This window comes from Salipiger bermudensis HTCC2601 (assembly GCF_000153725.1).
Lineage (GTDB): Bacteria > Pseudomonadota > Alphaproteobacteria > Rhodobacterales > Rhodobacteraceae > Salipiger > Salipiger bermudensis.
Genome location: NZ_DS022276.1, coordinates 615,755 through 633,740, shown reverse-complemented (window position 1 = coordinate 633,740; position 17,986 = coordinate 615,755). Strand labels below are relative to the sequence as shown.

Sequence of the window (17,986 nt, the reverse complement as noted above, 5' to 3'; positions counted from 1 at the left end):
CGAAGGGCCGTCACGAATCGTAGTCGATGGCGTGCCGCAGCTGCTTTTCGTATTCCAGCGCCTTGCCGGTGCCGAGCGCCACGCAGTTCAGGCTCTCGTCGGCGATCGACACCGCCAGCCCGGTCTGCTCGCGCAGCGCTAGGTCGAGCTCGCCCAGCAGCGCGCCGCCTCCGGTGAGCATCACGCCACGGTCGACGATGTCGGCGGCGAGATCCGGCGGGGTTGCTTCGAGCGCGGTCATCACCGCCTCGCAGATCGCCTGCACCGGTTCAGACAGAGCCTCTGCCACCTGCGCCTGGCTGATCTCGGTTTCCTTCGGCACACCGTTCAGCAGGTCGCGGCCGCGGATCTGCATCGACGAGCCGCGCCCGTCATCGGGCATGCGGGCAGTGCCGATCGAGGTCTTGATGCGCTCGGCAGTGGATTCGCCCACGAGCAGGTTCTGCTGGCGGCGCAGGTAGTTGACGATGGCTTCGTCCATGCGGTCGCCGCCCACGCGCACCGAGCGCGCATAGACGATGTCGCCCAGCGACAGCACCGCCACCTCGGTGGTGCCGCCACCGATATCGACCACCATCGAGCCTGTGGGATCGGTGATCGGCATGCCGGCCCCGATGGCCGCGGCGATGGGCTCGGCGATCAGCCCGGCCTTGCGGGCGCCGGCGCTCAGCACCGACTGGCGGATGGCGCGCTTCTCGACCGGGGTGGCACCGTGCGGCACGCAGACGATGATCTTCGGCTTCGAGAAGGTCGAGCGCTTGTGCACCTTGCGGATGAAGTGCTTGATCATCTCCTCGGCGGTGTCGAAATCGGCGATCACGCCTTCGCGCATCGGCCGGATGGCCTCGATCGAGCCGGGGGTCCGGCCAAGCATCAGCTTGGCATCTTCACCCACCGCGAGCACCTTCTTGACGCCGTCCTTGATGTGGTAGGCGACGACTGAAGGCTCGGACAGCACGACCCCGCGTCCCTTGACGTAGACCAGCGTGTTTGCGGTCCCGAGGTCGATTGCCATGTCCGCCGAGAAGGCGCCCATGAGTCTGTCCAGTCCAAACATATAACGTCCTGCCCCAATGATAGGATGGGCCCGCGACTCTTCCCGAGCCCAAGCCGAAGCCCTTATAGGACCGCTCGGACGATGGCGAAAGGGGCTGGCTCGCGCAAATCAGCGTGAAACCGCCGCAATTTTTGGCCCGCGTGCAGGCGCTGTGCAGTTCCGGGAGACCGCCTCGCGGCCTTGTTGCGCGGCGCCCGGGCTGGCATAGCTCGGGGGAACGCAAGCAAGGGGACAGGCATGGGACTGACCGTCTATCTTTCCGGAGAGATCCACACCGACTGGCGCGAGCAGATCATCGAGGGCGCGCAGGGGCTCGACGTGACCTTCTCGGCGCCGGTGACCGATCACGCCGCCAGCGACGACTGCGGCGTGGCGATCCTCGGCGCCGAGGACAGCAAGTTCTGGCACGACCGCAAGGGCGCGCAGGTCAACGCCATCCGCACCCGCAAGGGCATCGCCGATGCCGACGTGGTCGTGGTGCGCTTCGGCGACAAGTACAAGCAGTGGAACGCCGCTTTCGATGCCGGCTACGCCGCCGCGCTCGGCAAGTCGCTGATCATCCTGCAGCCGGCCGAGCATGACCACGCCCTCAAGGAGGTCGACGCCGCCGCCCTCGCGGTGGCCCGCGAGCCGGGCGAGGTGGTCGAGATCCTGCGCTACGTGCTGACCGGCACCCTGCCGGCCTGAGCCCGACGCCGACAGCGCGCCCGCCCTTGCCACGACCGGCCGGGCAGGCGCGCCCGCATCTTCTCGACGTCGCCGGATACGCCGGCCGGAGGCAGCGCAGCCGTTGCCGTCCGCGCCCCGTCGGGCAAGGCCGCATCGCTCGCCGCGCACCTCTCGGCAGGCATGGTTCGGGCGCGTCCCTGTTCTTCTCTACGTCGAAAAATACTCCCGCCGGAGGCAGGCCGCACCGTGCCGAATGTGCACCGCGGGGGCAAGGCTCCGGACCTTGCCGCTTCACGCGCCACGCCAGCCGTGGCAGGATCGCGCGTGGGTTGTGCCGCGATGCAGCAGAGCCGGGTGTCATCAGTGTCAGTCATCACAAGGAACGTGACCGTGATCAACGAATTCAAGGATTTCATCGCTAAGGGCAATGTTATGGACATGGCGGTGGGCATCATCATCGGGGCCGCCTTCACCGCCATCGTGCAGTCGCTGGTGGGCGACATCCTCAACCCGATCATCGCGCTGTTCACTGGCGGGATCGATTTCACCGGCTGGTTCTACGCGCTCGACGGCAACGAGTATGCCTCGCTCGACGCGGCGACCGAGGCCGGCGCGCCGGTCTTCGCGGTCGGCAAGTTCATCATGGCGGTGATCAACTTCTTCATCATCGCCTTCGTGGTCTTCATGCTGGTCAAGATGGTGAACCGGGTGAAGGCCGCCGCCGAGAAGCCCGACGAGGTCGCCCCCGAGGTGCCGACCGGGCCGTCGCAGCTCGACATCCTGATCGAGATCCGCGACGCGCTGAAGAAGTGAGCCGCGTGGGCGTCCTCGGGCGCCCGCAAGCCTTTCGCCCCGTGCAGCCCGGCCTCCCGCTGCGACCGGTTGCGCGGTGCGTGTCGCTTCGCTAACAGACCCGGATCAGCGAAGAGGGTGCCATGAGCCGAGCCATCAAAATCGCCTGCGGCAGCGTCGTCGTGGGCCTCGTGGTCCTTGCCATCAAGACGCTGGCCTGGTGGCTCACCGGCTCGGTGGCTCTGCTGTCGGACGCGCTCGAAAGCATCGTCAACGTGGCGACGGCACTGACCGCATTGGTGGCGCTGCGCATCGCGGCGCAGCCGGCGGACGCGGATCACCCGTTCGGGCACCACAAGGCGGAATATTTCAGCGCCGTGCTCGAGGGCGTGCTGATCATCGTCGCGGCGATCCTGATCCTACGCGAGGCGTGGGGCGCCTGGCAGGCGCCGCGCATCATCGATGATCCGTGGCTCGGGCTCGGCATCAACCTCGTGGCCAGCGTGATCAACGCGGTCTGGTCCTTCGTGCTGATCCGTGCCGGGCGGCGGCTCTACTCTCCGGCGCTCGAGGCCGACGGCAAGCATCTGCTCACGGATGTGTTCACCTCGGTGGGCGTCACCATCGGCATCGTCGCGGCGGTGCTGACAGGCTGGAGTTGGCTCGACCCGGCGCTGGCGGCGCTGGTGGCGGTCAACATCCTCTGGGCCGGCTGGCAGGTGATGCGCCATTCGGTCGGCGGGCTCATGGACGAGGCTGCGCCGGAAGGGGAGCTCGAGCAGATGCGGGCGCTGATCTCGGCCAATGCCGAGGGCGCGGTCGAGGCGCATGACCTGCGCTCGCGCCGCGCCGGCAGTGCGCTCTTCGTGGAGTTCCACCTCGTGGTGCCGGGCGAGATGACGGTGGACGCGGCGCATGACATCTGCGACCGACTCGAGCACGCGCTGCATGCCAGCTTCGAGGGCAGCCGGGTGACGATCCACGTCGAGCCCGAACACAAGGCCAAGCACAGCGGCATCGTGGTGCTCTGAGCTCCGGGCACGCCCGTTTCTCAAAGTCAGATGGTCAGCGCGTGCCGGCGCCCGTCAGGCGCCGGCGTAACGCCTCCTCAGAGAACGCTCTCCGGCGCCACGAAGGCGCGCCCCAGCGCCTCGGCCACCGGCGCGTTGGTGAGCTGGCCCGCGTGCACGTTCAGACCCGCAAGCAGGTGACGGTCCTCGGCACAGGCCTTCCGCCAGCCCTTGTTCGCCAGCGCCATCACGAAGGGCAGGGTGGCGTTGCCAAGCGCGATGGTCGAGGTGCGCGGCACCGCGCCGGGCATGTTGGCGACGCAGTAATGCTGGATGCCGTCGACCTCGTAGACCGGATCGTCATGGGTTGTCGCCCGCGAGGTCTCGAAGCAGCCGCCCTGGTCGATGGCCACGTCCACCAGCACCGCGCCGGGCTTCATCAGCCCCAGCATCTCGCGGCTGATCAGCTTGGGCGCGGCGGCGCCGGGGATCAGCACCGCGCCGATCACCATGTCGGCCTCCGGCAAGACCTCGACCAGTGCGCCCTCGGTCGAGTAGCGGTTGCGGAAGGTGGTGCCGAACACGTCATCGAGATAGCGCAGCCGCGGCAGCGAGCGGTCGAGCACGGTGACATTGGCGCCCATGCCGGCGGCGATGCGGGCCGCGTGGGTGCCGACATTGCCGCCGCCCACCACCACGACGTTGGCCGGGCCCACGCCGGGCACGCCGCCCATCAGCACGCCGCGCCCGCCATTGGCCTTCTGCAGCGACCACGCCCCCATCTGCGGCGCCAGTCGCCCGGCGACCTCGGACATCGGCGCCAGCAGCGGCAGACCGCCACGGTCGTCGGTCACGGTCTCGTAAGCCATGCAGGTGGCCCCCGAGGCCAGCAGGTCGTCGGTCTGGGCCGGGTCGGGCGCGAGGTGGAGATAAGTGAAGAGCAGCTGCCCCTCGCGCAGCATGGCGCGCTCGGCCGGCTGCGGTTCCTTGACCTTGACGATCATCTCGGTCGCGTCAAAGACCTCCCGCGCGGTATCGACGATCGTGGCGCCCGCGGCGACGTAGTCGTCATCCTCGAAGCCGGCGCCGAGCCCGGCGCCGCTCTGGATCAGCACCTCGTGGCCCTGCGACACCGCTTCGCGCGCGGCGTTGGGCGTCAGGCCGACGCGGTATTCCTGCGCTTTGACCTCTCTGGGGCATCCGAGTTTCATGGCTGAGTCCTCCCTAAGTTCTCTGGGATCAGCGTGACAGCCGTGGCTTGCAATTTCCCGCCGGATTTGGTGCTTTGCAGCCCGGGTTCTTCGCAGAACCTTCGAAGATTCCGCCGTCTCGTGAAAGAACCTGCCATGGACCTCGACGATATCGACCATCGCATCCTGCGCGTGCTGCAAAAGCAGGGGCGCATGTCGAATGCCGAGCTCTCCGAGCAGGTGCATCTTTCGGCCTCGGCCTGCCACCGCCGGGTGCAGCGGCTCGAGAGCGAGGGCATCATCCGCGGCTACGTGGCGCTGCTCGACGCGCGCAGGATGGGCATGCCGACCACGGTCTTCGTCGAGATTACCCTCAGTGCGCAGGCCGACGAGGTGCTCGAGGCGTTCGAGAAGGCGGTCTCGCGCATTCCCGATGTGCTCGAATGCCACCTGATGGCGGGCAGCGCCGATTACATCCTCAAGGTCGTGGCCGAGGATACCGAGGATTTCGCCCGAATCCACCGACAGCACCTGACCCGTCTGCCCGGCGTGGCGCAGATGCAGTCGAGCTTCGCGCTGCGCACCGTCTTCAAGACCACCGCCCTGCCGGTCTGACGCCTCGCGGTTGCGCGAACATGCTGGTCCTTCCGCGCAAGCAGTTGCGCGGGGCTCAATTGTCTGACATATCAAATGTCAGACAATTGAATGGCCGGTACGCATGCCGGGGGAGGGCAGCATGTCTTGGGATCACGTCATCATCGGAGCGGGCAGCGCGGGCTGTGTTCTGGCCAAGCGGCTGGCCGAGGCGGGGCGCCGGGTGCTGCTGCTCGAGGCGGGCGGGCGCGATACCTATCACTGGATCCACATCCCGATGGGCTACCTCTACTGCATCGACAATCCGCGCACCGACTGGTGCTACCGCACCGCGCCAGATGACGGGCTGAACGGCCGCTCGCTGCTTTACCCGCGCGGCAAGGTGCTGGGTGGCTGCTCGTCGATCAACGGCATGCTCTACCTGCGCGGACAGGCGGCGGATTACGATGGCTGGCGCCAGATGGGCCTGACCGGCTGGGGCTGGGACGATGTGCTGCCCTATTTCAGGAAGAGCGAGGACTTCGTCGAGGGCGAGAGCGAGATGCACGGCGCGGGCGGCGAATGGCGGGTCGAGAACCAGCGCCTGCACTGGCCGGTGCTCGACGACTGGATGGAGGCGGCGCACGAGGCCGGGCTGCCCAAGGTCACCGATTTCAACACCGGCAACAACGAGGGCGTGGGCTATTTCAGGGTGAACCAGCGCAACGGCTGGCGGATGAACACTGCCAAGGCCTTCCTGCGCACCACCGACAGCGAGAACCTTCGGGTCGAGACCCATGCCCATGTCACCGGGCTGATCTTCGAGGGCAGCAAGGTCGTGGGCGTGGCCTACGAACAGGGCGGCCAGCCGCGCGAGGCGCGCTGCGGCGGCGACGTGATCCTCTCGGCCGGTGCGGTGAACTCGCCGCAGCTGCTGCAGCTCTCCGGCATCGGCCCGGCAGAGGAGCTGCGCGCGCACGGCATAGAGGTGCGGCATGACGCGCCGGGGGTGGGTGGCAACCTGCAGGACCACCTGCAGCTGCGCTGTTCGTGGCGCCTCACCGGGGCCAAGACCCTCAACCAGATGGCCAATTCGCTCATGGGCAAGCTGGCGATCGGGCTGGAATACGTGGCACGGCGCTCCGGACCGATGTCGATGGCGCCCTCGCAGCTCGGCGCCTTCGCCAAGTCCCGCGAAGGGCTCGCCACGCCGGACGTGGAGTTCCACGTGCAACCGCTGTCGCTCGACGCCTTCGGCCAGCCGCTGCACAGCTACCCGGCGATCACCGCCAGTGTCTGCAACCTCCGCCCCGAGAGCCGCGGCACGATCCGGTTGGCCTCGAACGATCCCAAGGATGCGCCGGTGATCGCGCCGAATTACCTCTCGACCGAGGGCGACCGCCGCGTCGCGGTGGACAGCATCCGCCTGTCGCGCCGCATCATGACGCAAGGGGCAATGGCGAAATACGCCCCCGAAGAGGTCAAGCCCGGGGCGGATCACCAGACGGACGCGGAGGTGGCGCAAGCCGCCGGCGACGTGGGCACGACGATCTTCCACCCGGTGGGCACGGTGCGCATGGGGCTGGACGAGGCGGCGCCGCTCGATGCGGAATGCCGGATGAAGGGGCTCGACGGGCTGCGGGTGGTCGATGCCAGCGTCATGCCGACCATCACCAGCGGCAACACCAACGCGCCCACGATCATGATCGCCGAAAAGGCGGCGGAAATGATCCTGCGTGGGTGACCGGGGCGCACGTGCCGGGCCGTTGGGCCGGTGGCAGGCCCGGGACGCCTCCGGCGGGAGTATTTGCGACGTAGAGAAGAGCGGGGCGTGGCGCCGGGGCGGCCGGTGACCGGGAATGCCCGCCTTTGGGGGCGTTGTTCGGAGGGAGCCCTGCCCTGGCGTGTCTGGCGGGTGCGGGATGCCTCCGGCGGGAGTATTTTCCGACGTAGAAAAGGAGCAGGGGGCGGGGGGCAGCGTGAGGGGGGTCAGTCCTGCTTGGGCTTGTCGTCGTATTGGCCCGAGAGGATGCGGGCGGCGTTGCCCTCGGGGTCGTCATACTGCTTGGTGCGCACTGTGATGACGAAGAACAGCAGCCCCATGCCGCCGAGGAAGAGCGAGATCGGGATCAGGTAGAGCAGGATGTTCATGGCGGGTCCTTGGGCTTGGGGGCTTGCGGCTTGGTCAGCGCAGGCGCAGCGCGTTCAGCGACACGGTAATCGACGAGGCGGACATCGCAAGCGCCGCGATCAGCGGCGAGCACAGCCCGGCGATGGCCAGCGGCACGGCGATGACGTTGTACCACGTGGCGATGGCAAAGTTCTCGCGGATGCGGCGGGTGGCTTTCTTCGACAGGGTCAGCGCCTCGGGCAGCGGGGCGAGCGAGTTGCCGAGCAGCACGATGTCGGAGGCGACGCGGGCGGCGTCGAGCGCCGTGGCCGGCGAGATCGACACATGCGCGCCGGCGAGCGCCGCGGTGTCGTTGAGCCCGTCGCCCACCATCAGCACGCGCGCGCCTTCATCGGTGAGCGCCTTGATGCGGGCGGCCTTGTCCTGCGGCAGTGCTTCGGCGATCCATTGCGGGATGCCCAGCCGGCGCGCCAGCGCCTCGACCGCGGCGGTACTGTCGCCGGAGATCAGGATCACCCGCTTGCCGGCCTTGATGAGCGCGCTCACGGTTTCCTCGGCGCCGTCGCGCAGGCTGTCGGCGAAGGTGAAGACCTGCGCCGGGCCGTCTCCCACGGCGAGCCAGGTGGCGGTGAGGTCCGAACTGCCGCCGCCGACCCAGGCGGCGCGGCCGAGCCGCACGCGGCGGCCCTGCCAGAGGCCTTGTGTGCCGTGGCCCGGCACCTCGGTGATCCCGGTCACCGGGGCGGGGGCGAGACCCCTGGCGCGCAGGGCGGTCGTCAGCGCGACCGAGAGCGGGTGGGACGAGCCCTCGGCCAGCGCCAGCGCGATCTCGAGATCGGCGCGGGTGAAATCCTCGACATTGGTGACCTCGGGCGCACCGGCGGTGAGCGTGCCGGTCTTGTCGAACACCACCGTGTCGATCTCGGACAGGCGCTCGAGCGCAGTGGCGTCCTTGATCAGAAGGCCCTTCCTGAACAGCCGCCCCGACGCGGCGGTGGTCACTGCGGGCACCGCGAGGCCGAGGGCGCAGGGGCAGGTGATGATCAGCACCGCCGCCGCGATGTTGAGCGCGACGCGGAAATCCTGCGTGTAGAGATACCAGCCGACGAAGGCGAGGGCCGAGAGGATGTGCACGCCCGGCGCGTAGAGCTTGGCGGCCTTGTCGGCCAGCGGCGTGTAGTTGGCGCGGCCCGACTCGGCCACCGCCACCAGATCCGCCATGCGATGCAGCGAGGTTTCGCGGCCCACGGCGCTGGCGCGCACCAGCAGCGGGCCGGTGAGGTTGACTTCGCCGGCGCTGACCAGCGTGCCCGGCGCCGCGTAGACCGGCACCGTCTCGCCGGTGAGCAGAGAGCGGTCGAGCTCGGACTGGCCCTCCGCGATCTCGCCATCGACCGGCATGCGCCCGCCGGGGCGCACCCGCAGCAGATCACCGATGCGCAGATCGGCGACCGAGACCTGCTCCTCGCCATCGTCGGTCAGGCGCCAGGCGCGCGGCACCTCGAGCGCCGCCAGCTCCTCGGCGGCGGAGCGCGCGATGGAGCGGGTGCGATGGTCGAGATAGCGCCCCGTCAGCAGGAAGAAGGTCAGCGCGATGGCGGCGTCGAAATAGGCGTGCTCGCCCGAGAGCGAGGTCTCCCAGAGCGAGGTCACCACCGCCAGCAGGATCGCGAGCGAGATTGGCACGTCCATGTTGAGCCGGCCGGCGCGGAGCGCGCTCCAGGCGTTGCGGAAGAAGATCTGCCCCGAGAAGGCGATGGTCGGCAGGGTGATCGCCGCCGAGACCCAATGGAACATGTCGCGGGTCGGGCCTTCGGCGCCGGACAGACCGAGATCGACAGCAGCATGACGTTCATCATGGCGAAGCCCGCCACCGCGAGCCGCATCAAGAGGTCGCGACCAGCCTTGTCGGTCTGGGTGGCCGAGAGCGCGCCGGTGTCGAGCTCGTGGGCCTCGTAGCCGGCGGCGGTGACCACCGGTATCAGGTCCTCGGCACTGAGCCCGGCATCGGCCTCGATCGCCACGCGCTTCATGGTGAGGTTGACGCGGGCGCTGCGCACGCCCGGGGCAGCGGCGAGCGCGGCCTCCACGCCGCGGATGCAGTTGGCGCAATGGATGGTCGGCAGCGACAACACCACGTGGCTGTCATCAGGCAGCTGCGCTTCGGCGAGGGCCTCGGCGGCGGGAGCGGCGGAGCAGGCGGGGCAGGCCGAGACCTGCGGGCGCATTGCTGCGGTCATCGCGTCATTCCTTGACGTAGAGTTCCAGGCGCTGCTCGAAGAGGGTGCCGTCATGGGCCTCTGCGGTCAGCCAGATGTTCCAGTAGCCCGGCGCCAGCGCATCTTCGGCCACGTAGGCGCGGCCATCGAAGCGGAACGCGGGCTCGCGGTCGTCGCGCACCGTGGTGGTGCGGCCGACCTTGGCCGAGAAGCCGGCTGGGCGCACCGGGTAGCCCTTTTCATCGGTAATGGCGAGGGCGAGGAGGCCGTCCTCGTGGCTGGTCTCGACCGTCCAGCCGAGCGCCTCCTGCGCCGCGCGTCGGTCGTCGAAGGTCTGGCTGGCGACGTAGGAGTTCTTCACCTGCAGGCCGGGGAAGGTGTTCACCGCGTTGAAGGCCAGCGCCAGGTTGACCGCGATGATCACCCCGAAGGCGCCGACGAAGATGGCCAGAACGTGCCAGCCGGTGAGTTTGAAATCCTTGGTCATCAGTTGTCCCGTCCGTTGAACACGGTGTCCTTGGTGGCGCTGTGGCCGGTGGTGGTGTCCTCGAGCCGCAGCTCGAAGCCGGTGCGCTCGGCCTGCGCCTCCGGGCTGCCGCTCGGGGCGGTCACGTAGACGCGCTGCAGGTAGGTCTCGTTGGCGGGCACATCGACGATAAGATCGTCCTCGCCCTCGAGCGTGATGGCAAGCCCGTCATTGTCGGCGATCGACAGCGCGTAGGGCCGTTCCTCGCCATGCTTGTTGCGCAGGCGCACGTCGTAGGTGTTGCGGATCGAGCCGTCCGAGAGCACCACGAAGGTCGGGTTGCGCACCGGGGCGACGGTCATCTCGACATCGGGGCGCAGCACCAGCGCCACCAGCAGTCCGACGCCGACCAGCGACCAGAGCGCGGTATAGAGGATCACCCGGGGGCGGAAGACGTGCTTCCACACCGGTCGCGGCGTCTCGCCGGCGCGCTCGCGGGTCTCGTCGGAGAGGGCGAGGTAGTCGATCAGGCCCCGCGGCTTGCCGATCTTCTCCATCACGTCGTCGCAGGCATCGATGCAGAGCGCGCAGGTGATGCAGGCGAGCTGCTGGCCATCGCGGATGTCGATCCCCATCGGGCAGACGTTGACGCAGGCGTGGCAGTCGATGCAGTCGCCGAGGTTCTCGGCGCCGGCGCCCTTGCGGTGCTTGCCCCGCGGCTCGCCGCGCCAGTCGCGGTAGCCCACGGTCAGCGTGTCCTCGTCCATCATCGCGGCCTGGATGCGCGGCCACGGGCAGGCGTAGATGCAGATCTGCTCGCGGGCGAAGCCGCCGAAGGCGAAGGTGGTAGCGGTGAGCACCAGCATGGTGGTGTAGGCCACCGGATGGGCATTGCCGGTCACGAGATTGACCATCAGCGTCGGGGCGTCGGTGAAGTAGAAGATCCACGCGCCGCCGGTGGCCAGCGCGATCAGGAACCACGCCACCCATTTGGTGATCCGCAGGCGCAGCTTGCGGGCGTCCATCTTCTTTTGCCGGTGCAGGCGCAGGCGGGCGTTGCGGTCGCCCTCGATCCAGCGCTCGACCAGGATGAAGAGATCGGTCCAGACGGTCTGCGGGCAGGCGTAGCCGCACCAGACTCGTCCCAGCGCCGAGGTGAAGAGGAAGAGCCCGAGCCCGGCCATCACAAGAAGGCCGGCGACAAAGTAGAACTCGTGCGGCCAGATCTCGATGAAAAAGAAGAAGAAGCGACGGTTGGCGAGGTCGAGAAGCACCGCCTGGTCGGGCAGTTCCGGGCCGCGATCCCAGCGAATCCACGGGGTGATGTAGTAGATGCCCAGCATCAGCCCCATCAGCCACCATTTGAGATTGCGGAATGTCCCGCTCACGCGGCGCGGGAAGATCGGCTCGCGCGCCTCGTAGAGGGAGGGGGCAGGTTGATGGGTCTCAGCCACGGGGATTCGCTCCGGTGTCGGTTTGCCTGTTGTCGGTCCTTTTCGCGCCGGTGGGTCGCGCAAACATTGATATGCATCAATATCTACATCCCCGATTAAGCTTTGACGGCCTCCCGTCGCAGCCACGATACGAAGTGTCGCAGTGGCGGGCGGGCGACCCCGGGACGGGTCACGAGATAATAGCCCTTCTTGCGGGTGTCCTCGAACAGCAGGCGCAGCCGCCCGGCCTGAATGTCGGGCTCGACGAAGAGCCGGGCGGTGATCGCCACGCCCTGACCCTGCCGCGCGGCCTCGATCATCATGTTGCCGGGCAGGCCGGTCATGCCGCGGCTGCGGTCCTGCTCGACGCCATGCTCGGCGAACCAGTCGGTGGCCTCGTTGGTGCCAAGCTCCTGCAGCCACGGGAACGGGCGCAGGTCTGCGGGGCTGGCGATCTCGCACTCTCCGACGAGGTCGGTGGCGGCGACCACGACGATGGGCGAGAGCACCAGCAGCGTGCTCTCGAGCCCCGGCCAGTCACCATTGCCGTAGCGGATCGCCACGTCGAGACCGCCGGGCTCGAGCGTGCGAAGCGCGGCGGAGGGGTCGATGGTCAGGCTGATCTCGGGGTGGCGGGTGCGGAACAGCGGCAGGCGCGGCATCAGCCAGACCGCGGCAAAGCCGGGCGTCGCCGAGATCTCGAGCGGACGGTCGGCATCCCGCCCGGTCAGCTCCCGGGTGGTCTGCAGCATGGTTCCGAAGCCCTCGAGCAGCGCCTCGGCCAGCCGCTCGCCTTCGGCGCTGAGCCGCATCCGCCGCCCGTGCCGGTCGAGTAGGGGCACGCCCATGTGGGCTTCAAGGTTGCGGATCTGCTGGCTGATCGCGGCGTGGCTCACATTGAGCGCGCCGCCCGCCTCGGCGACCGAACCGCAATCGGCATAGGCGGCGAAGGCGCGCAGCGCCGAGAGAGGCGGGAGGGCAGACCAGTCCATGTCAGGTGAGCTTACATAGGTGCATTCTTCCTGACTCGCCCGAAACGCAGCAATGCGTCAAGTATGAGAGTAGGAAACGCCAGAACAGGAGAAACGATATGCTCGGGATCTACGCAAAATCTTTCATGACTGCCAGCCGTCTGGAGCAGGACAAGCGCCGCTGGAGCGTCAGCGAGCGCAACGAGGCCGAGAGGCTGCGCCGCACCAATGGCCGCCAGGAAGCGCGCCGCTGGTGACACAAAAAGATACACCGTTCAGTGAGGATTTCTGGGCCCGCTCTTGATCGCATCGAGGGAGGGCCCTTACTGTCAGGTATCCCTCGTACGAGTGCTGCCGTTTGGGCACAAAAAAGCGCCGGTGCCCCTGGAAACGCGCGAACAGGTGGGGCACCGGCGCTGGCCTCCGGGCCTTGCGGCCCGAAGGTGTTCTCTGGAGGGGTTATTCGCCCCCGCCGAGCCCGTGGACGTAGGTGGCCACGGCGCGGATCTCCGCTTCGCTCAGATCGGCCCCGCCCATCGCAGGCATGACGCCGTAGCGGGCGTTGTAGACCGTCTCGTGCAGCGTCTCGTAATCGCCACCATAGAGCCAGATCGCGTCGGTGAGGTTCGGCGCGCCCTGCATGCGGTCGCCGGTGCCATCCTCTGCGTGGCAGGAGGCGCAGTTGATGTCGTAGACCTCGGCACCGGCCTCGACCAGCGAGGCATCCCGGGGCTCTTCGCCCGAGAGCGTCATGACGAAGTTGACGACCTGATCGATCTCTTCACCGCTGAGCAAGTCATCCCGACCGAAAGCCGGCATCGCGGACTGCCGAAGCCACTCCTCATCCGTGTCCTCGTTCCGGATCCCCGCGGTCACCGTGTAGTGGATGTCCTCGATCGTGCCGCCCCAGAGCCAGTCGTCGTCCAGCAGGTTGGGATAACCCTTTGCACCGGCCGCACCCGACCCGTGACACTGGGCGCACCAGGTGCGGAACACCGCGGCGCCGGCGTTCTGCGCGTAGGTGTTCAGCTCTGGGTCGCCGGCGATCTCGGTCAGCTCGGCCGAGGCCAGACGCTCGTTGATCGGGGCCAGTTCGGCTTCGTGATCCTGGATCGCCTGTTCGACATTGCCGCGGGTCGACCAGCCCAGAAGGCCGGCGGTCGCGGTGCGCACGCCCGGCCAGGCCGGGTAGGCGATGGTGTAACCGACGCCCCAGACGATGCAGGCATAGAAGATCATCAGCCACCACTTCGGCAGCGGCTTGTTGTACTCCTCGATGCCGTCCCAGGAATGGCCGGTCGTCTCGTAGTCTTGGTCGTCTTTCTTGTTGTTGTCACTCATGTCCCGTCTCCTCAGTCCTGGGCGGGGTCGGCCTTATGGGGCGCGATCGGTTTGTCTTCGTTGCGGAACGGGATGTTGGCGACGTCCTCATGGGTCTTGCGGCTGCCCGGGCGCAGGGCCCAGACGATCACCCCAAGGAAGAAGACGAACATCGCCAGCAGGCCCCAGCTGTCCGCGAAGTGACGCAGCGTGTTGTAAAGCTCTGGATCCATCTCGCGACCTCAGCGGCTTGCATCGGGTTCGAAGGTCGAGAAATCGACCAGCGTACCGAGCATCTGCAGATAGGCGATCAGGGCGTCGAGCTCGGAGATCCCGGGCTGGCCGTCGAAGTTGCGCACGTTGACGTCGTCGCCGTAGCGCTCGAGCAGCCCGTCATAGTCGCTGTCGGGGTTCGACTGCGCCAGGAAGTCCTGGAAGCCGGCCTCGATCATCTCTTCGGTGTAGGGCACGCCCACGAAGCGATGCGTCGACATCAGGTCCTGGATGTGCTCGCCCTCGATCAGCTTGGCTTCGAGGAAGCCGTACTTGGGCATGACCGATTCCGGCACCACCGATTGCGGATCGCGCAGGTGGTCGACGTGCCATTCGTCCGAGTAGCGTCCGCCGACGCGGGCGAGGTCGGGCCCCGTCCGCTTCGAGCCCCACTGGAACGGGTGGTCGTATTGCGACTCCGCCGCCAGAGAGTAGTGGCCGTAACGTTCGACCTCGTCGCGCATCGGGCGGATCATCTGCGAGTGGCAGACGTAGCAGCCCTCGCGGATGTAGATGTCGCGCCCGGCCAGCTCCAGCGGCGTGTAAGGCCGCATGCCCTCGACCTCCTCGATGGTGTTCTCGAGGTAGAAGAGCGGCACGATCTGGACCAGGCCCCCGATGGTCACCACCAGGAAGGCGAAGATGGCCAGCAGGGTGACGTTCTTCTCGAGGATTCCGTGTTTGTCGAGAATGCTCATTGTCTCGGCCCTCCTTATTCGGCCGGGGTGGCGTGAGCAGCCGCAGCGCTGGCCTCGACGGCCGGTGCCCGCTTCACGGTCATCCAGAGGTTGTAGCACATGATGATCGAGCCGGTGATGTAGAGGCCACCGCCGAGGGCGCGGACAACATACATCGGGAACTTGGCGGACACGGTGTCGGCGAAGGAGTTCACCAGGAAGCCGTTTGCATCCACCTCACGCCACATCAGGCCTTCCATGATGCCGGTCACCCACATCGAGGCGGCGTAGAGCACGATGCCGATGGTGGCGAGCCAGAAGTGCCAGGACACGAGGCTGAGCGAATACAGGCGCTCGCGGTTCCACAGCTTGGGCGTCAAGAAATAGAGCGCACCGAAGGTGATCATCCCGTTCCAGCCAAGCGCGCCGGAGTGCACGTGGCCGATGGTCCAGTCGGTGTAGTGCGACAGCGAGTTCACCGCGCGGATCGACATCATCGGGCCTTCGAAGGTGGACATGCCGTAGAAGCCGACCGAGATCACCAGCATTCGCATGATGGGGTCGGTGCGCAGCTTGTCCCAGGCGCCCGAGAGGGTCATCAGGCCGTTGATCATGCCACCCCAGGAGGGCATCCAGAGCACGATCGAGAACACCATGCCGAGGGTCGAGGCCCAGTCGGGCAGGGCGGTGTAGTGCAGGTGGTGCGGACCGGCCCAGATGTAGATGAAGATCAGCGCCCAGAAGTGCACGATCGAGAGCTTGTAGGAGAACACAGGGCGCTCGGCCTGCTTGGGCACGAAGTAATACATCATGCCGAGGAAGCCCGCAGTCAGGAAGAAGCCCACGGCGTTGTGGCCGTACCACCACTGGGTCATCGCGTCCTGCACGCCCGAGAACACCTGCACCGACTTGGAGCCCCAGATCGAGACCGGGATGCTGAGGTTGTTGAACACGTGCAGCATGGCGACGGTGATGATGAAGCTCAGGTAGAACCAGTTCGCCACGTAGATGTGGGGTTCCTTGCGCTTCACGATGGTGCCGACGAAGACCGCGAGATAGGCCAGCCAGACGATGGTCAGCCAGAGATCGACGTACCATTCGGGCTCGGCATATTCCTTCGACTGGGTGCCACCGAGCAGGTAGCCGGTCGCGGCGAGGACGATGAACAGGTTGTAGCCCCAGAACACGAACCACGCGAGGTTGCCGCCCCAGAGACGGGCCGCCGAAGTGCGCTGGACGACGTAGAAGGACGTTGCGATCAGGGCGTTGCCACCGAAGGCGAAGATCACCGCCGATGTGTGCAGCGGACGCAGCCTGCCGAAGTTCATGTAGCCCTGGGCCCAGTCGAAATTGAGCACCGGGAAGGCGAGCTGTGCGGCGATGAAGGTGCCGGCGGCAAAGCCCACCACGCCCCAGAAGGCTGTGGCGATGACGCCGTAGCGTACCACGCCGTCGAGATAGGAGGTTTCCAGCACCTTGGCGGGTACGGGTTCATCGGTTTGGCGGAGGGTCCACAGGAAAAGCCCGGCTGTCACCAGGAAGATGATGATGGCGTGGACCATGTAAGCCGCATCCCGAGCGTAGTTGGCCGCGATCAGCGAGAAGATCGCCACCACGCCAAGCAAGATGAGCTTGAGGTAATTGATCATTGTTCGTCCCTTCGTCTCTCTCCCGCACGATTCGTTGCCGCGCGGGCGGTTTTAGACTGACCGGTTAATGCGGATTTCCCTCCCGGATCACTTTGATCTGTATCAAGGCTTTCCGCCCAAGGCCTTGAGCATTGTCAAAGTGCGGTCATTCGCGCCGCCGTAGAGTGTGAGCGAGGCCACAGAACTTCCGAGGAGACGAAAAGATGGGCTACAAGACAATTCTGACCGTGGTCAGCGACGAGGCCCTGGCCCAGTCGACCGTGGACCATGCCGCCGCACTCGCCGCCGGCTGGGATGCGCATCTCGATGCATTGTGCTTTGGCGTCGACCGGACCCAGACCGGCTATTATTACGCCGGTGCCAACGCGATGATTTTGCAGGAGACGATCACCCGCGCCACCTCCGATGCCGAGAAGCTCGCGGGCGTTGTCCGCGCCGCGCTGGGCAAGAAAGAGGCGCGCTGGGCGGTCGAGGAGGGCGTCGCGCAGCTTGCGGATATCGGCCGCCACGTGGCCGGCCGGGCGCGCTTTGCCGATCTCGTGGTCCTGCCCAAGCCCTATGGCAAGGAACATGGCGTCGAGCTCGAGCCGGTGACCGAGGGGGCGCTCTTCGAGGGCCAGACCCCTGTGCTGGTGGTGCCCGACACGGTCACCCCGACCGCGACGCCGTCGCGCGTCGTGATCGGCTGGAACGAGAGCAACGAGGCGCTGCGCGCGGTTCGGGCGTCGCTGCCGCTGCTGCAGAGCGCCGACAACGTGCACGTGGTGGTCATCGATCCGCCGCAGCATGGGCCGAACCGCTCGGATCCGGGCGGGGCGCTGTCGCAGTACCTCGCACGGCACGGCGTCAAGACCGAGATCGACGTGCTGTCGAAGACCATGCCACGGGTGTCGGACGTGCTCTGCCGCCACGTCCAGGATCTCGATGCGGACATGATCGTGATGGGGGCCTATGGCCACTCGCGCTTCCGCGAAGCGATCCTCGGCGGGGCAACCCGCAACATGCTCGAACAGGCGGAGGTGCCGGTCTTCCTGGCCCATTGAGCTGGATCAGACCGCAAGACGCAGAACACGGGGCGGCGCATCATGCGCCGCCTTTCTCGTTTGCGGGCGGCGCGAAACCGCCGAGCCGGGGCACCGTAGACTTGGGCGCATGACCGGGCCGGGCTACGCTTTCCCCGATTGCAAAAGGGAGGCATCACTCATGTCCTACGTATCCGGTTTCATGGCCGCCGTTCCGATCGAGAACAAGGACGCCTATCGCGCCAGTGCAGAGAAGAGCTGGCAGCTGTTCAAGGATTACGGCGCCACCGGCATTCGTGAATGCTGGGAAGCGGATGTGCCCGACGGCGAGGTGACGTCCCTTCCGATGGCGGTGAAGCGTCAGGAGGGCGAGGCGGTGGTTTTCTCTTGGATCCTCTGGCCTGACAAGGCGACCTGCGATGCCTGCTGGGCCTCGATGGAGACAGATCCGCGCTGGGGCGAGATGATGGAAATGCCGTTCGACGGCAAGCGCATGATCTTCGGCGGCTTCGAGACCTTGTTCGAAGCCTGAGA

18 protein-coding genes and 1 pseudogene are annotated in these 17,986 nt (G+C 67.0%); 8 read left to right on the top strand and 11 right to left on the bottom strand.

Annotation, left to right across the window (positions count from 1 at the left end; all coding sequences use genetic code 11):
• Positions 1-10: 10 nt before the first annotated feature.
• Complete coding sequence (locus R2601_RS03005; protein ID WP_040544317.1) at positions 11-1,057, bottom strand: rod shape-determining protein; 1,047 nt, start codon at positions 1,055-1,057, stop codon at positions 11-13.
• A gap of 237 nt (positions 1,058-1,294) precedes the next feature.
• Here R2601_RS03005 and R2601_RS03000 point away from each other — a divergent pair, with 237 nt between their 5' ends.
• The 3 genes from R2601_RS03000 (at position 1,295) to R2601_RS02990 (ending at position 3,549) form a co-directional block, all read left to right on the top strand.
• Entirely contained in the window at positions 1,295-1,744 is a 450-nt protein-coding gene (locus R2601_RS03000; RefSeq protein ID WP_007793345.1) for a YtoQ family protein, read from the top strand.
• Positions 1,745-2,116: 372 nt separating this feature from the next.
• Positions 2,117-2,539 carry a large conductance mechanosensitive channel protein MscL gene (mscL, locus tag R2601_RS02995; protein WP_007793342.1) on the top strand — a complete coding sequence of 141 codons (423 nt, stop codon included), beginning with the start codon at positions 2,117-2,119 and terminating at the stop codon, positions 2,537-2,539.
• Between the two features lie 122 nt (positions 2,540-2,661).
• A complete protein-coding gene (locus R2601_RS02990) occupies positions 2,662-3,549 on the top strand; it encodes a cation diffusion facilitator family transporter (RefSeq protein WP_007793332.1) in 888 nt (295 codons plus the stop codon).
• Between the two features lie 77 nt (positions 3,550-3,626).
• On the opposite strand, the gene ald is transcribed toward R2601_RS02990, so the two are convergent.
• Positions 3,627-4,739, bottom strand: a complete 1,113-nt coding sequence (gene ald / locus R2601_RS02985) for an alanine dehydrogenase (protein WP_007793331.1) — start codon at positions 4,737-4,739, stop codon at positions 3,627-3,629.
• Between the two features lie 135 nt (positions 4,740-4,874).
• On the opposite strand from ald, the gene R2601_RS02980 reads away from it, so the two are divergent.
• Together R2601_RS02980 and R2601_RS02975 are read left to right on the top strand one after the other, a co-directional pair.
• Positions 4,875-5,333 (top strand): Lrp/AsnC family transcriptional regulator, encoded by a 459-nt coding sequence (locus tag R2601_RS02980; protein ID WP_007793330.1) that lies wholly within the window; start codon positions 4,875-4,877, stop codon positions 5,331-5,333.
• A 121-nt stretch (positions 5,334-5,454) separates the two neighbouring features.
• Complete coding sequence (locus R2601_RS02975; RefSeq protein WP_007793326.1) at positions 5,455-7,035, top strand: GMC family oxidoreductase; 1,581 nt, start codon at positions 5,455-5,457, stop codon at positions 7,033-7,035.
• Positions 7,036-7,280: 245 nt separating this feature from the next.
• Here the strand turns inward: R2601_RS02975 and ccoS are convergent, their stop codons facing one another.
• The 5 genes and pseudogenes from ccoS to R2601_RS02950 all read right to left on the bottom strand — a co-directional run bounded on the left by ccoS (position 7,281) and on the right by R2601_RS02950 (position 12,532).
• The gene (gene ccoS / locus R2601_RS02970; RefSeq protein WP_007793324.1) at positions 7,281-7,442 is read right to left on the bottom strand and encodes a cbb3-type cytochrome oxidase assembly protein CcoS; all 162 of its coding nucleotides are present in this window, start codon (positions 7,440-7,442) and stop codon (positions 7,281-7,283) included.
• Positions 7,443-7,476: 34 nt separating this feature from the next.
• Positions 7,477-9,662, bottom strand: a pseudogene (locus R2601_RS02965) (heavy metal translocating P-type ATPase).
• Between the two features lie 4 nt (positions 9,663-9,666).
• Positions 9,667-10,128 carry a FixH family protein gene (locus R2601_RS02960; RefSeq protein WP_007793317.1) on the bottom strand — a complete coding sequence of 154 codons (462 nt, stop codon included), beginning with the start codon at positions 10,126-10,128 and terminating at the stop codon, positions 9,667-9,669.
• Positions 10,128-11,561, bottom strand: coding sequence for a cytochrome c oxidase accessory protein CcoG (gene ccoG / locus R2601_RS02955; RefSeq protein WP_007793315.1), 1,434 nt, complete (start codon positions 11,559-11,561; stop codon positions 10,128-10,130). The genes R2601_RS02960 and ccoG overlap by 1 nt, the downstream gene beginning before the upstream one ends.
• 95 nt (positions 11,562-11,656) lie before the next feature.
• A complete protein-coding gene (locus tag R2601_RS02950; RefSeq protein WP_007793310.1) occupies positions 11,657-12,532 on the bottom strand; it encodes a LysR substrate-binding domain-containing protein in 876 nt (291 codons plus the stop codon).
• 98 nt (positions 12,533-12,630) lie between these two features.
• Between R2601_RS02950 and R2601_RS26750 the strand changes: the two genes are divergently transcribed.
• Positions 12,631-12,768 (top strand): hypothetical protein, encoded by a 138-nt coding sequence (locus R2601_RS26750; RefSeq protein WP_007793308.1) that lies wholly within the window; start codon positions 12,631-12,633, stop codon positions 12,766-12,768.
• A 202-nt stretch (positions 12,769-12,970) separates the two neighbouring features.
• On the opposite strand, the gene ccoP is transcribed toward R2601_RS26750, so the two are convergent.
• Genes ccoP through ccoN form a run of 4 tightly spaced genes read right to left on the bottom strand, consistent with a single transcriptional unit; the run spans position 12,971 to position 16,430 of the window.
• Positions 12,971-13,852 (bottom strand): cytochrome-c oxidase, cbb3-type subunit III, encoded by an 882-nt coding sequence (gene ccoP, locus R2601_RS02945; RefSeq protein ID WP_007793306.1) that lies wholly within the window; start codon positions 13,850-13,852, stop codon positions 12,971-12,973.
• 11 nt (positions 13,853-13,863) lie between these two features.
• Positions 13,864-14,064: a CcoQ/FixQ family Cbb3-type cytochrome c oxidase assembly chaperone gene (locus tag R2601_RS02940; RefSeq protein ID WP_007793304.1), complete on the bottom strand. Its 201-nt coding sequence runs from the start codon at positions 14,062-14,064 to the stop codon at positions 13,864-13,866.
• Between the two features lie 9 nt (positions 14,065-14,073).
• Positions 14,074-14,802, bottom strand: a complete 729-nt coding sequence (gene ccoO / locus R2601_RS02935; RefSeq protein WP_007793303.1) for a cytochrome-c oxidase, cbb3-type subunit II — start codon at positions 14,800-14,802, stop codon at positions 14,074-14,076.
• Between the two features lie 14 nt (positions 14,803-14,816).
• Positions 14,817-16,430, bottom strand: coding sequence for a cytochrome-c oxidase, cbb3-type subunit I (ccoN, locus tag R2601_RS02930; protein ID WP_007793301.1), 1,614 nt, complete (start codon positions 16,428-16,430; stop codon positions 14,817-14,819).
• Between the two features lie 203 nt (positions 16,431-16,633).
• On the opposite strand from ccoN, the gene R2601_RS02925 reads away from it, so the two are divergent.
• The gene (locus R2601_RS02925; protein ID WP_007793297.1) at positions 16,634-17,473 is read left to right on the top strand and encodes a universal stress protein; all 840 of its coding nucleotides are present in this window, start codon (positions 16,634-16,636) and stop codon (positions 17,471-17,473) included.
• 160 nt (positions 17,474-17,633) lie between these two features.
• On the top strand, positions 17,634-17,984 hold the full coding sequence (locus R2601_RS02920) for a DUF1428 domain-containing protein (protein WP_007793294.1): 351 nt from the start codon (positions 17,634-17,636) through the stop codon (positions 17,982-17,984).
• Positions 17,985-17,986 lie beyond the last annotated feature (2 nt).

Coding starts and splice junctions, on each gene's coding strand:
- R2601_RS03005 (WP_040544317.1), bottom strand. CDS start 1,057: ATGTTTGGACTGGACAGACTCATGGGCGCCTTCTCGGCGGACATGGCA.
- R2601_RS03000 (WP_007793345.1), top strand. CDS start 1,295: ATGGGACTGACCGTCTATCTTTCCGGAGAGATCCACACCGACTGGCGC.
- R2601_RS02990 (WP_007793332.1), top strand. CDS start 2,662: ATGAGCCGAGCCATCAAAATCGCCTGCGGCAGCGTCGTCGTGGGCCTC.
- ald (WP_007793331.1), bottom strand. CDS start 4,739: ATGAAACTCGGATGCCCCAGAGAGGTCAAAGCGCAGGAATACCGCGTC.
- R2601_RS02980 (WP_007793330.1), top strand. CDS start 4,875: ATGGACCTCGACGATATCGACCATCGCATCCTGCGCGTGCTGCAAAAG.
- R2601_RS02975 (WP_007793326.1), top strand. CDS start 5,455: ATGTCTTGGGATCACGTCATCATCGGAGCGGGCAGCGCGGGCTGTGTT.
- ccoS (WP_007793324.1), bottom strand. CDS start 7,442: ATGAACATCCTGCTCTACCTGATCCCGATCTCGCTCTTCCTCGGCGGC.
- R2601_RS02960 (WP_007793317.1), bottom strand. CDS start 10,128: ATGACCAAGGATTTCAAACTCACCGGCTGGCACGTTCTGGCCATCTTC.
- R2601_RS02950 (WP_007793310.1), bottom strand. CDS start 12,532: ATGGACTGGTCTGCCCTCCCGCCTCTCTCGGCGCTGCGCGCCTTCGCC.
- R2601_RS26750 (WP_007793308.1), top strand. CDS start 12,631: ATGCTCGGGATCTACGCAAAATCTTTCATGACTGCCAGCCGTCTGGAG.
- ccoP (WP_007793306.1), bottom strand. CDS start 13,852: ATGAGTGACAACAACAAGAAAGACGACCAAGACTACGAGACGACCGGC.
- R2601_RS02940 (WP_007793304.1), bottom strand. CDS start 14,064: ATGGATCCAGAGCTTTACAACACGCTGCGTCACTTCGCGGACAGCTGG.
- ccoO (WP_007793303.1), bottom strand. CDS start 14,802: ATGAGCATTCTCGACAAACACGGAATCCTCGAGAAGAACGTCACCCTG.
- ccoN (WP_007793301.1), bottom strand. CDS start 16,430: ATGATCAATTACCTCAAGCTCATCTTGCTTGGCGTGGTGGCGATCTTC.
- R2601_RS02925 (WP_007793297.1), top strand. CDS start 16,634: ATGGGCTACAAGACAATTCTGACCGTGGTCAGCGACGAGGCCCTGGCC.
- R2601_RS02920 (WP_007793294.1), top strand. CDS start 17,634: ATGTCCTACGTATCCGGTTTCATGGCCGCCGTTCCGATCGAGAACAAG.